The organism is Streptomyces sp. bgisy130, from assembly GCF_057708345.1.
In genome coordinates, this window is record NZ_JBYISA010000048.1 from 1 (window position 1) to 12,517 (window position 12,517).

At 72.1% G+C, this 12,517-nt stretch carries 9 protein-coding genes; 2 read left to right on the forward strand and 7 right to left on the reverse strand.

Annotated elements, in window-relative coordinates; genetic code table 11:
- Positions 1–328: 328 nt before the first annotated feature.
- Positions 329–1,336, reverse strand: a complete 1,008-nt coding sequence (locus tag AC3EUV_RS34355) for a stage II sporulation protein M (protein WP_435604614.1) — start codon at positions 1,334–1,336, stop codon at positions 329–331.
- A gap of 113 nt (positions 1,337–1,449) precedes the next feature.
- Between AC3EUV_RS34355 and AC3EUV_RS34360 the strand changes: the two genes are divergently transcribed.
- On the forward strand, positions 1,450–2,592 hold the full coding sequence (locus tag AC3EUV_RS34360) for an RDD family protein (RefSeq protein ID WP_435604615.1): 1,143 nt from the start codon (positions 1,450–1,452) through the stop codon (positions 2,590–2,592).
- Between the two features lie 381 nt (positions 2,593–2,973).
- On the opposite strand, the gene AC3EUV_RS34365 is transcribed toward AC3EUV_RS34360, so the two are convergent.
- Complete coding sequence (locus AC3EUV_RS34365; RefSeq protein ID WP_432146661.1) at positions 2,974–3,588, reverse strand: hypothetical protein; 615 nt, start codon at positions 3,586–3,588, stop codon at positions 2,974–2,976.
- A 171-nt stretch (positions 3,589–3,759) separates the two neighbouring features.
- Positions 3,760–5,217: an adenosylhomocysteinase gene (gene ahcY / locus AC3EUV_RS34370; RefSeq protein ID WP_432146660.1), complete on the reverse strand. Its 1,458-nt coding sequence runs from the start codon at positions 5,215–5,217 to the stop codon at positions 3,760–3,762.
- Between the two features lie 524 nt (positions 5,218–5,741).
- On the opposite strand from ahcY, the gene AC3EUV_RS34375 reads away from it, so the two are divergent.
- Entirely contained in the window at positions 5,742–7,901 is a 2,160-nt protein-coding gene (locus AC3EUV_RS34375) for a fructose-specific PTS transporter subunit EIIC (RefSeq protein ID WP_435604630.1), read from the forward strand.
- A 563-nt stretch (positions 7,902–8,464) separates the two neighbouring features.
- Here the strand turns inward: AC3EUV_RS34375 and AC3EUV_RS34380 are convergent.
- The 4 genes from AC3EUV_RS34380 to AC3EUV_RS34395 form a co-directional block, all read right to left on the reverse strand.
- The gene (locus AC3EUV_RS34380) at positions 8,465–9,424 is read right to left on the reverse strand and encodes a cation diffusion facilitator family transporter (protein ID WP_432146659.1); all 960 of its coding nucleotides are present in this window, start codon (positions 9,422–9,424) and stop codon (positions 8,465–8,467) included.
- Positions 9,425–9,750: 326 nt separating this feature from the next.
- Entirely contained in the window at positions 9,751–10,980 is a 1,230-nt protein-coding gene (gene manA / locus AC3EUV_RS34385) for a mannose-6-phosphate isomerase, class I (protein ID WP_435604616.1), read from the reverse strand.
- Between the two features lie 79 nt (positions 10,981–11,059).
- Positions 11,060–12,196: an SIS domain-containing protein gene (locus tag AC3EUV_RS34390; protein WP_432146657.1), complete on the reverse strand. Its 1,137-nt coding sequence runs from the start codon at positions 12,194–12,196 to the stop codon at positions 11,060–11,062.
- A 75-nt stretch (positions 12,197–12,271) separates the two neighbouring features.
- A complete protein-coding gene (locus AC3EUV_RS34395; RefSeq protein WP_432146656.1) occupies positions 12,272–12,493 on the reverse strand; it encodes a Trm112 family protein in 222 nt (73 codons plus the stop codon).
- Positions 12,494–12,517: the final 24 nt, after the last annotated feature.

A 12,517-nucleotide genomic window follows, 5' to 3' on the forward strand; every position in this document is an offset into this window, starting at 1 on the left:
GCTTTTCGGCCTTTCCGACTCTATCAGATCCGTTTCGGTCCGTTGCCGGTCCGAATTGGCTTCTGATTCCCCGTCGGAGGGGTTCGCCTTTTGGCTTTTCCGACTTTATCAGAAGGCATTCGGTCGAATTGATCGGCCGGGGCTTCCGGTAAGTGGTCGGTTGCGCCTCGCCGAATTGAAATTCCGGCCGAAGCGGAGATGAGACTAGCCGTCGCGGATGAACTTGTCCAGTTCGTTGCAACCGTTCGAATCTACCTCCCCCTGCTGCCTGTGTCAACGGGCTTGGGGGCGAAGAGGAGATTAGCAGGTCAGCGGGGCTCGATGCACATCACGCGGCGGTCGGCAGGGCGGCTTCGCGGTCGGCGGGGTCGACGTCGCCGGTTGCTCCGGCGCGTACGGCGCGGCCGCCCAGGACGTAGACGTACAGGAGGAAGGCCAGTTCGGCGGTGATGCCGATGCCGATGCGGGCCAAGGTGGGGAGGCCGGAAGGGGTGACGAAGCCTTCGAGGGCGCCGGATATGAAGAGGACGGCGGCCAGTCCGACGGCGACGCCGAGGGCGGAGCGGCCTTCCTCGGCGAGGGCCGTACGGCGGGTGCGCGGGCCGGGGTCGATGAGGGTCCAGCCCAGGCGGAGGCCGATGCCGGCGGCGACAAAGACGGCGGTCAGTTCGAGGAGGCCGTGCGGGAGGATCAGGCCGAGGAAGGTGTCCAGGCGGCCCGCGGAGGACATCAGGCCGATGCCGACGCCGAGGTTGAGCATGTTCTGGAAGAGGACCCACAGGACGGGGAGGCCCGCGAAGGCGCCGAGGACGAGGCACAGGGCTACGGCCTGGGCGTTGTTCGTCCATACCTGGGCGGCGAAGGATGCGGCGGGGTGGCTGGAGTAGTAGGTCTCGTACTGGCCCCCGGGGCGGGTCATGTCGCGGAGATCCTCCGGGGCGCCGATGGCTGCCTGGACCTCGGGGTGTGCGGCTATCCACCAGCCGATGAGGGCGGCGACCGCGGTGGAGAGGATCGCCGTCGGGATCCACCAGTGGCGGAGGCGGTAGACGGCTGCCGGGAAGGCCGTGGTGAAGAAGCGGGCGGCGTCGCGCCAGGAGGCCTTGCGGGCGCCGGTGACCGCACTGCGGGCGCGAGCCACGAGGGACGTGAGGCGGCTGGTCAGCGCGGGGTCGGGAGCGCTGGAGAGGAGCAGGGAGAGGTGCGTGGTGGTGCGTTGGTAGAGGGCGACCAATTCGTCGGCCTCGGCTCCTGTGAGGCGGCGTTTGCGGCCCAGCAGTGTTTCGAGACGGTCCCATTCGGCGCTGTGGGCCGTGATGAAGACATCGAGGTCCATAGGGTGTCGCTCCTCGCAGCGCCGTGGGTGAGTGCCGGGTCAGCTTGGCAGACTGGCCGTGTCCGGCGTGGGGTGGGCGGGATTTCGGGGATCGAGAGGGAGTGGGGCGCGGCGTGAGTGAACTCGTCACAGGTGAAGCGGTGGTGCTCGGGCTGCGGCCGGCCAGGCTGCCGAGCCGGGGCCTGGCGGTGGCGGTCGATGTGGCCGTGGCCTGGGTGACCTACATCGGCATCTCGCTGATCCTGGTGAGCGCGACCTCGTCCATGGACAGTGCGGCGGTGGCGGCCGTGTCGGTGGCGGCGTTCGTGCTGGTGCAGGTCGGGATCCCGATCGTCATCGAGACCCTGAGTCAGGGCCGGTCGCTGGGAAAGCTGATCTGTGGACTGCGGGTCGTACGGGAGGACGGCGGGCCGATCCGGTTCCGGCATGCGTTGGTGCGCGGGGCCATGGGGGCCATCGAGATCGTGATGACCATGGGGGTCGTGGCGGCCATTTCGTCGTTGGTGTCGGCGCGTGGGCGTCGGCTGGGTGATGTGTTCGCCGGAACGCTGGTCATACGGGAGCGGATGGCCGTGGCGGAGGCCGGGGTGGCGCTGCCGCCACCGCCTCCGTGGCTGGTGGCGGAGCTCGGGGCGCTGGACCTCTCGCGGGTGCCCGATGGGTGGTGGCTGACCGTGCGGCAGTACCTGGCGCGGATGGGACAGCTGGATCCGCAGGTCGGCGGGGCGATGGCGGGGCGGCTGGTGGAGGACTTGCGCGGGTTCACCGGGATGCCGGCGCCTGCGGAGGTGCACCCGGCGGCGTATCTGGCGGCGGTGGCCGGGGAACGGCAGGCACGGGAGTCGCAGCGGGCGTTCGGGACGTCGGCGTCGGCGTCGGCGGCACCGTCGGCGGTGGCCGGGCCGACAGGGGTTGTCGGGGCTGCGCCTGTGGGGTGGGGAAGGGCTGCTCCCGGTGGGCAACCTGGCGCCGGTGGCGGCGGGACCTGGGCCGGTGGGCCGTGGCCGTCGGACGGTCCTATGGAGACAGCGGGGGATGTCGTGATCTCCGAGGGCGGCCATGGGGCGCCGTCGGCGGGCGGGGCTTGGGCTTCGCCTGGGGGTGGGGTCGGGGCTCCTGAACCCGGGGCCGGTGCCGGGCGGACGCGTGGTGACGGTGCCGGGTCAGTGGGGGCGCCGGTGCCGGGGCATGCGGGGGATGCGGGGGACGGTGGCGGAGGCCGGCCGCCTCGTACGGGGTTTGCGCCGCCGGTGTGAGGGGGCCGTGGACGGGGGCGGCTGAGTGTTGAAGCGCCGAGTGCCTCCGGCGTGCTGACCGTCCCATGCTCGGCAGGCGGCGGCTGGGGACCGAGCAGCGGGCGATGCGTCGGGGGCGGGCGGCGTGACCCGTCGGGGTTCAGAGGTGGCGCGTCCCGTGCAGGGAGTGAGCCGATCCGTACGGGCGCCGGGCGGCTGTGGCGTACGGGCTCGGTGTGGCCAGGGTGTGCCGCAGCGGGCTGCCGGGGTGTCGTGCCCGCACGGCTGTGGCGATGGGGTCCCCAGAACCTCAGGCCCTGCGCGCCCCGAGATGTCGACGTTGGCCCCAGCTGCGTGACGCCGCGCGCGGGAGAGCGCGACCGGCGGAGCGGAGCAGGCGGGTCAGGTGAAGGTCGACGGTGGGGATTCGAGGGATTCGAGTTCGATGCCGGGGGCGGAGAGGACCACGTCGCCGGCGATGTGGACGGTGTGCTGTTCGCCGGTTTCCAGGTCGTTGACCTGGTATTCGTCGGCGATGAGCGGGGCGTTGTCAGTGGCGTGTGGTGTGCTTTTCAGCAGGGCCCAGGACTGGTCGAGCGTGCGGGGGGCGAGGACGGGGGGTGTGAAGGCGACGAGGCGGGTGCGGACGGCGCCGGCGCCGAGGGCGGGGCGCAGCAGGCGGGCGGTGGCGATGAGGAACGCGGGGGACGCGCCGGTGAAGGCGTGGGCGGGGACGTTGCCTTCGGTGGCGTGTTCGCCGGTCGGATCGGTGCGTACCCAGGTGACGCCGTCCAGGGCGGCGCCGCGGACCTGCCAGGCGGAGGCGTGCAGTTCGAGGCGGATGGGGCGGCCGAGTTCGTCGAGGGTGAGGTCGACGGAGCCGGTGTGGTCGCCGGAGGGGTTGACGATCTGGGAGACATAGCGCCAGCCGGAGGGGCCGGTGGCGCAGTGGAAGTGCTCTTCACCCAGGGGGGTGTGATCGTGCGGGTCGTGGAGGGAGTAGTGGCCGCGGGGCATCGGGGGCAGTCCTTTGGCCGGCGACGGGCCGGTGCGTTGGGGATGGCGGGTCTGTATGGAGACCTTATGGGCCAGGCCCCCGCCGTGGAGGGCGAGGGCCTGGTGTCACCGGCTGCTGTGGGTGAGCACCAGCTGGTCAGAGCGGCTGACCGGCCGGTGATCGCCGCTGGATCAGTAGCGGTAGTGGTCGGGCTTGTACGGGCCCTCGACCTCGACGCCGATGTAGGCGGCCTGCTCGGGGCGCAGCTCGGTGAGCTTGACGCCGAGCGCGTCGAGGTGGAGCCGGGCGACCTTCTCGTCGAGGTGCTTGGGCAGCACGTAGACGTCGGTCGGGTACTCCGCGGGCTTGGTGAACAGCTCGATCTGGGCCAGCGTCTGGTCCGCGAACGAGTTGGACATCACGAAGGAGGGGTGACCGGTGGCGTTGCCCAGGTTGAGCAGACGGCCCTCGGACAGCACGATCAGGACCTTGCCGTCCGGGTGGGTCCAGGTGTGCACCTGCGGCTTGACCTCGTCCTTGACGATGCCCTCGAGCTGGGCCAGACCGGCCATGTCGATCTCGTTGTCGAAGTGACCGATGTTGCCGACGATCGCCTGGTGCTTCATCCGCGCCATGTGCGACGCCATGATGATGTCCTTGTTGCCCGTCGTGGTGACGAAGATGTCGGCGGTCTCGACGACCTCTTCCAGGGTGGTGACCTGGTAGCCGTCCATCGCCGCCTGAAGGGCGCAGATCGGGTCGATCTCGGTGACGATGACGCGGGCGCCCTGGCCGCGCAGCGACTCCGCGCAGCCCTTGCCGACGTCGCCGTAGCCGCAGACCACGGCGGTCTTGCCGCCGATGAGGACGTCGGTGGCGCGGTTGATGCCGTCGATCAGGGAGTGGCGGCAGCCGTACTTGTTGTCGAACTTCGACTTCGTCACGGCGTCGTTCACGTTGATCGCCGGGAAGAGCAGGTCGCCGTCGCGGTGCATCTCGTAGAGACGGTGCACGCCGGTGGTGGTCTCCTCGGTGACACCGCGGATCTCGGAGGACAGGTTCGTCCACTTCTGCGGGGACTCCGCCAGCGTGCGGGTCAGCAGCTCCAGGATGGCGCGGTGCTCGTCGCTCTCCGCGGTCTCGATCGCGGGGACCTTGCCGGCCTTCTCGTACTCAACGCCCTTGTGAACCAGGAGGGTGGCGTCGCCACCGTCGTCGAGGATCATGTTCGGGCCGCCGGTGGGCGAGTTGGGCCAGGTCAGCGCCTGCTCCGTGCACCACCAGTACTCCTCCAGGGTCTCGCCCTTCCAGGCGTAGACCGGGATGCCCTGGGGCGCGTCGGGCGTGCCGTTCGGGCCCACCGCGATGGCCGCGGCGGCGTGGTCCTGGGTGGAGAAGATGTTGCAGGAGGCCCAGCGGACCTCGGCGCCCAGCGCGGCCAGGGTCTCGATCAGGACCGCGGTCTGCACGGTCATGTGCAGGGACCCGGTGATGCGGGCACCGGCCAGCGGCTGGGCGGCGGCGTACTCCTTGCGGATCGCCATCAGACCGGGCATCTCATGCTCGGCGAGGGTGATCTCCTTGCGGCCGAAAGCGGCGAGGGACAGGTCGGCGACCTTGAAGTCCTGGCCGGTGGCTGCTGTCGTCATGCGGGCTGCTCCTCGAGCGTCGAGGTGGATGGGCGGGCAGTCTGCGGCGCGGGCTGGGGTCCCCCCAGCTACCACTGGGGGAGTTCGAGCGTACGCGGAAGCGGACGCACCTCTCCCCCTGGCCACAGCGCAGTCCGTCGGAGGCCCTCTCTCCCTCGGCCGGTCCGCGGTGCGGGCCGCCCGACCGCCATCAGCAGCGACGTCTGGCACTGGGCACGAATCTACACCGATCGACCCCGTGCACCACAGCCCGGAGGGGCCGGTCCGGTGCTGTCCCGGCCACGCAGGGGCGCGGGGAGGGCCCGTGATTCCTGGGGTCCGACGGGCCGAGAACGGGCGTCCCGGGCGACGCGGAAGGGGGCGTCGGAGGGGTTTGCGGGGGCCATGCCGTCATGCAGGATGCCGGGAGCGCGGATCACTGGCACGACCGCGCACACGTACATAAGGAGAGCCACGTGACCACCAGTCCAGCTGAGCCCCTCAAGGGCGCGGGGACGAGCGGGCAGGGGCTGAAGCTGCTCGCAGTGACCGCCTGCCCGACCGGTATCGCCCATACGTACATGGCCGCGGAGAAGCTGGCCCAGGCGGCCCGGTCCCTCGGGCACGAGATCAAGGTGGAGACGCAGGGTTCCATCGGGGCTGAGAATCTCCTCTCTGACAACGATGTCAGGGACGCGGACGCCATCATCATCGCCGCGGACAAGGACGTCGACCGCAGCCGGTTCGTCGGCAAGCGGGTCCTGGCGGTCGGGGTCGCCGAGGGCATTCGCCACCCCGAGCAGCTGATGGAGCGGGTGCGGAACGCGCCGGTGTACGGGCGCGCGGAGGGCGACGGGGCCGGTACGGGTTCCGGCGCCGCGCCGCGCCCCGGAGGCTCCGGTGGCGGCAGGGAACGCAGCGTCGCGTACAAAGCGCTGATGAACGGCGTCAGTTACATGATCCCGTTCGTGGTGGTCGGTGGTCTGCTGATCGCGATCTCGCTGGCGCTGGGCGGGCATCCGCAGGCCGACGGCGGTCTGGTCATCCCCGACGGTTCGTTCTGGAAGCACATCAACGACATCGGGGTCATCGGCTTCACGCTGATGGTGCCGGTCCTGTCCGGCTATATCGCCTACGCGATCGGCGACCGGCCCGCACTGGTGCCGGGCATGATCGGCGGCTGGATCGCCAACACCGGCTCGCTGTACGACTCCAAGGCGGGCGCGGGCTTCATCGGCGCGATCGTCACCGGCTTCCTGGCCGGCTATCTGGTGCTGTGGATCAAGAAGGTGGAGGTCCCCAAGTTCGCCCGGCCGATCATGCCGATCATCGTGATCCCGATCGTGGCGACGACGGCGCTCGGACTGTTCTTCATCTACGTGATCGGCAGGCCCATCTCCTGGGTGTTCACCCATCTCACCGGCTGGCTCGGCGGGATGACCGGGTCCAGCGCGATTCTGCTCGGCGCGCTTCTCGGCCTCATGATCGCGTTCGATATGGGCGGTCCGGTCAACAAGACCGCGTTCCTGTTCGGCGCGGGGCTGATCGCGTCCGGCAACCAGACGGTGATGGGCATGTGCGCCGCGGCGATCCCGGTGATGCCGCTCGGCCAGGGGCTGGCCACGCTGGTCCGCCGCCGCCTGTACTCCGAGCAGGAGCGGGAGACGGGCATGGCGGCGCTGTTCATGGGGCTCTTCGGGATCTCGGAGGGCGCGATTCCGTTCGCCGCGGCGCGGCCCGCCCAGGTCATACCGGCGAACATGCTCGGCGGTGCGGTGGCCGGTGCCCTCGCGGGGACGATCGGGGTGACGGACGCGGTGCCGCACGGCGGACCGATCGTGGCAGTACTGGGCGCGGTCGGCGGGGTGCCGGCATTCTTCCTCGCCGTAGTGGCGGGCTCGGTGGTCACGGCTCTGACGACGGTGACGCTGGTGGATGTCGCGGAGCGGCGGAAGGGCCGGGAGCCGGCGGGGGCCCGTGTGGAGCCGGTTGTGGCCGGGGGCGGCGTGGGTGGTGGAGCCGGTGGGGGTGGCGGTGCCGGGGTGGCGGCGCGTACGGCCGGGGCGGCGGATTTCGTTCCTGCGGCCGTCGGTGGTCCGGGGCGGGCCGCAGGCGGTGCGGACGCTGATGCCGTCGGCTCCGAGAGCAGCGTCGGTGCTGAGGGCAACTTCGGTGCCGATGGCAACTTCGGTGCTGACGGCAACGATGTCAGCAACGACGGTGCCTGCGACGACGAAAGCCCCGCCCCCGAGGTGCTCTCCGGGTACCTCACCGGGCAGACCGTCAAGACGCAGCTCGTCGCCGACGAGAAGGAAGCGGCGATCCGCGAGATGGCCGAGCTGGTGGCCGCTACCGGCAAGGTGGCGGACGTCGACGAGCTGGTCCGGGTGGCGCTGGCCCGTGAGGCGCAGGGGACGACCGGGCTCGGTGAGGAGATCGCCATCCCGCACGCCAAGACGGACGCGGTGTCCGCTCCGGTCGTCGGCTTCGCGCGCTCGGCGGACGGTATCGACTGGGGTTCGCTCGACGGCACGCGTGCCAGGCTGGTCTTCCTGATCGCGGTGCCGGAGGCGGCGGCCGGGGACGAGCATCTGCGCATCCTGGCGCTGCTGTCGCGGAAGCTGATGGACGCGGACTTCCGGGCCCGGCTTCAGGGGGCGGAGGACGGGGCGGGGGTTCTGCGCGTTCTCGGGGAGATCCAGTAGGGGCCGGGAATCCAGCAGTTGCCGGGAATCCCGTAGTTACCGGGGAGATCCAGTAGGGCGGGGGCGAACGCATCCCGTAGGGGTGGTGCGGGCCCCCTCGGGGCCCACAACGTGGTGGGACGGGGGCGGTATTCCCGTGGTGCCCAATAGTCCCCGAGGGTGCGGCGAAGGTCTCCGCACGCGTGGGAGTACAGCGAAGGCCCCTGCACTCCCGAGGAGTGTGGGGGCCTTGCCGCGTTCTGTGGCGGCGGGGGCGAGTGGGCCTGCGACGGGTCAGCGGACCCGCGGCGGTCCCGGTGGGGCTGAAGGCTCAGCGGTCCTGTGAACCCGGGGCTCAACAGTCCAATGAGGCGGGACCTCAACCGTCCCATGAGGCGGGACCTCAACCGTCCCGTGGGCTGAAGGCCCAGCGCCCCGCTGGCGTTGGGGGCCTCAGCAGCCCCCGCCGGCCTGCCGGACCTGGCCCCGGATCTCAGCCGCCCAAGCCCCGTCACGACCGCCCAGCAGTCCCCCGGCCACCCAGGCCACCTGACCACCCGGCCCGCGCCCTCAGCCGGAGAAGCTCACGCTCCGCCCGGCGTCTTGGACGGATCCGCGCCCGCGGCCGCTGTGGCCTCGTTGTAGATGTCCGGTTCCAGGTAGATGACGCGGGCGATCGGGACGGCCTCGCGGATGCGGGCCTCGGCGGCGTTGATGGCGTTGGCGATCTCGGTGGCGGTGTCGTCGTGCTGTACCGCGATCTTGGCGGCTACCAGCAGTTCGTCGGGGCCGAGGTGGAGGGTGCGCATGTGGATGACGCGGGTGACGACCGTGCCGTCGACGACCGCGGCGCGGATCTTGGCGACCTGCTCGGGGCCGGCCGCCTCGCCCAGCAGCAGCGACTTGGTCTCCGCGGCCAGGACCAGGGCGATCAGCACCAGCAGCGCGCCGATGCACATGGTGCCGATGCCGTCCCAGACGCCGTCGCCGGTGGCCATGGTCAGGCCGACGCCGCCCAGCGCCAGGATCAGACCGACCAGTGCGCCGAAGTCCTCCAGCAGCACGACCGGCAGCTCGGGGGCCTTGGCCCGGCGGACGAACTGGGCCCAGGTCTGCTGGCCGCGCAGCTCGTTGGACTCCTTGATGGCCGTACGGAAGGAGAAGCCCTCGGCGATGATCGCGAAGACCAGGACGCCGACCGGCCAGTACCAGTTGTCCAGCTCGTGCGGGTCGTGGATCTTCTCGTAGCCCTCGTAGAGCGCGAAGACGCCACCGATGGTGAACAGGACGATGGAGACCAGGAAGCCGTAGATGTAGCGCTCGCGGCCGTAGCCGAAGGGGTGCTCGGCGGTCGCCGCGCGCTTCGCCTTCTTGCCGCCGAGCAGCAGCAGGCCCTGGTTGCCGGAGTCCGCGAGGGAGTGCACGCCTTCCGCCAGCATCGAGGACGAGCCGCTGAAGGCGAAGGCCACGAACTTCGCTGCGGCAATCGCCAGGTTGGCGCCCAGCGCCGCAACGATCGCCTTTGTCCCGCCTGATGCGCTCATAGGTGCCGCATACCCCTTCCGTCGTCCGGGCTTTACCGCCCCTTTAATGCTGTGCGGCGGTCATTGTTGCAGCCCTGCCCGGGGCGGCGACCAGGAGGCCACCTGGCGGACGGTTTCCGGCCGCCGGACGAGGCTTCCGGGGGCGCTGCCGGGACGAGCCCGCGGGTCGCGCTGCCCGGACGAGCCCGTCGGTCGCACTCCGCGGACGAGCCTGTCGGTGGCACCGCCCAGCAACCGCACCGTGGCCGGGCGGCCAGGGCATACCGGGCGGCGCGCGCCGGACAGATCGTGCGGAGACCACCGCCGGACGGATCGTGCGGAGACCGCTACGCCACCACCGTCGCGCGGAACAGCGTGCCGTCCCCGGAGAGCGTGATCCGCTCGCCGGCCGGTACGAACACGGACTCGCCGGGCGCCAGGGCGAGCCCGGCACCGTCACCGGCGCCGGCCTCCGCCTCCGCCCCCGCATCGGCCTCCCGCAGCCGCACGGTGCCCGCCGTGCACAGCAGGATCTGCGGCGTACGGGAGGGGAGCGCGTGCGGTGCGGCGCCGGGAGCCGCCACGAAGCGGGAGAGCCGGAACTCGTCGATGGGGGTCTCGTAGACCTCCTCGCCGTTGACGTCCTCGGGTCGCAGCACGCCCGCGTCACCGGCCTCGAAGCGCACCACCCGCAGCAGCTCCGGGACGTCCACGTGCTTGGGGGTCAGTCCGCAGCGCAGCACGTTGTCGGAGTTGGCCATCAGCTCGACACCGAGCCCGCCGAGGTAGGCGTGCGGGATGCCGGCGCCGAGGAACAGTGCCTCGCCGGGCTGGAGCCGGACGTGGTTGAGCAGCATGGCGGCGAGCACGCCGGGGTCGCCCGGGTAGTGGTGGGCGAGGACGGCGTAGGCGGCGTAGGCGTCGGCGTGCGGGCCGCCCTTGGCCGCCAGCTGGTCGGCGGCGACGGCGGCGCGCTCGACGGTGCCGGCGATGGCGTGGTGCTCGGCGCCCAGTACGGCGGTGAGCACCACGCGCAGCGCGTCCTCCTCGGGGCTGGCGCGCAGGATGTCGACGTACGGCTTGAGGTCGTCGACGCCCAGGCCCTCCAGGAGGTCCGCGGCCTGCGCCGGGTGCCGGAAGCCGCACAGCCCGTCGAAGGGGGTGAGCGCGACGATCAGCTCGGGCTTGTGGTTGGCGTCCTTGTAGTTGCGGTGGCCGGCGTCGATCGGGATGCCGCGCCGCTCCTCGTCGGCGAAGCCTTCGGCGGCCTGCGTCCGGTCGGGGTGGACCTGGAGGGAGAGCGGGGAGCCGGCCGCGAGCAGCTTGAGCAGGAAGGGCAGCCGGGGGCCGAAGGCGCGGACGGTGTCGGCGCCCAGTTCTGCCTCGGGGGCGGCGTCGATCACCTCGGCCAGGGAGACCGGGCCGGCGCCGCGGTCAATACGGGAGGGGGCGCCGGGGTGGGCACCCAGCCACATCTCGGCCTGGGGTTCGCCGGTCGGCGCGGTGCCCAGGAGCTCCGGGAGGGCGGTGGTGGAGCCCCAGGCGTAGGGGCGCACGGTATTGGCGAGGCGGTCCATGGGGCGGCTGCTTCCTGACAGTGGTACGTGCTGCGGGGTGGTGCCACCGGCCTGCGGGGTGCGGGCCGACCGTCAAAGATCACTCGGTCCCGGCGAGCGCCAGGTAAACGGCGGCGAAATCCACGATGGCGAGTAGCTCAGCGGCCTTCTCCAGGTCGCTGCCGGTGTCGGCCTCCAGCTCGCTGACGGCGGTGTCGCGCTCCTCGGCGAGCGCCTGGGCGGCGCGGGTGGCGGACAGCGGGCCCGGCTCGCTCTCGCGCAGCAGCACGACCCTGGCGTGCATCGCGGCGGGCTGCTCGACCCGGTCGCGGAAGAAGTCGTCCGGGTCGGCGCCGGCGGCCAGGGCGCCGGCCAGCAGGGTGCGGTGGGTGGCGAGCGCCTCGGGCAGCTCGGCGGCGAGCGCGGGGCGGCCGGCCAGCCCGGCCAGCTCGGTGGCGAAGTGCCGGCCGACGGCGCCGGCGATGGTGCCTTCGGTCCAGATCAGCGGGAGCGCGTCGGCGAGGTCGGCGGCCAGGGTCTTGCCGGGGTTGGTGTACGTGGGGATGGCGGGGCCGCAGCGTTCGGCGAGCTGGTCGAGGCGGTCGGCGAGCTTGCCCAGGGCCTCCGGCGGGGCGCTGAGCAGGCCGATCCGGTCGGCGAGCGAGAGCAGCGGGATGAGCACCGACCAGAGGGTGCCGGGGGCGGCCGGCGGGGCGCCCTCGACGTCGAATTCGGCGTCGTAGGGGGTGGTCGCCAGGGGGACGGCGAGGCCGCGGGCCTGGGTGACGGCCTCGGCGAGCGGGCCGCCGGCGGGGGTGACGGCGACGACGGCGCAGCCGCGGCGGGCGGCCTGCTCGACCAGCTCGGCGAGGCCGGGGTCGGCGGCATCGGGGCCGGGGAGCAGCAGCAGGTCCAGGGGGCCGGCCCAGCCGGGCAGCGCCCAGCGCAGTGCGCCGGGCAGCGGGGCGACGCCGGTGGGCTGGATGAGGGTGACCGGGCAGTTGCCGCCGCCGAGCGCCCTGAGGAGATCTGCCACACCGGCCGCGGCGGGGCCGGGGCCGGCGACGAGGACGGCGCGCGGCCGCCCGTCGGGGGTCAGGTCGGGGATGCCGGATTCGGCGGCGCTGCGGGCGGCGGTGCGGACCCGGGCGCCGGATTCGGCGACGCCGCGCAGCAGGCCGAAGCGGTCGGCCCCGGCCAGCGCGTCAGGGGTGTCGAGGAGTGACTCGTCGAGCATGGTGGGCGCGGCCTCCGAATCGCCGGGTCGGGCGGGTGTGCCGGGCGGTGCCGGGTCGGGCCCGGCGGGGCCCGGTCAGGCGGGGCTGGGGGCACCGCCCACGCCTTCAGGGCTGTGGGGGAGTGCCTCGTCGACGAGGAGTACGGGGATGCCGTCCCGGACGGGGTAGGCGAGGCCGCAGTCGCCGGAGGTGCAGAGCAGCTCGGGGTCGGACGCGGAGTCCGCGGTCCGGTCCTGGAGGGGGGCATGGCATGCCGGGCAGGCAAGGATCTGGATCAAGCTGGCGTCGACCGGCATGGAGGCTGCTCCTTCGGGGCGGTT

Coding starts and splice junctions, on each gene's coding strand:
- AC3EUV_RS34355 (WP_435604614.1), bottom strand. CDS start 1,336: ATGGACCTCGATGTCTTCATCACGGCCCACAGCGCCGAATGGGACCGT.
- AC3EUV_RS34365 (WP_432146661.1), bottom strand. CDS start 3,588: ATGCCCCGCGGCCACTACTCCCTCCACGACCCGCACGATCACACCCCC.
- ahcY (WP_432146660.1), bottom strand. CDS start 5,217: ATGACGACAGCAGCCACCGGCCAGGACTTCAAGGTCGCCGACCTGTCC.
- AC3EUV_RS34380 (WP_432146659.1), bottom strand. CDS start 9,424: ATGAGCGCATCAGGCGGGACAAAGGCGATCGTTGCGGCGCTGGGCGCC.
- manA (WP_435604616.1), bottom strand. CDS start 10,980: ATGGACCGCCTCGCCAATACCGTGCGCCCCTACGCCTGGGGCTCCACC.
- AC3EUV_RS34390 (WP_432146657.1), bottom strand. CDS start 12,196: ATGCTCGACGAGTCACTCCTCGACACCCCTGACGCGCTGGCCGGGGCC.
- AC3EUV_RS34395 (WP_432146656.1), bottom strand. CDS start 12,493: ATGCCGGTCGACGCCAGCTTGATCCAGATCCTTGCCTGCCCGGCATGC.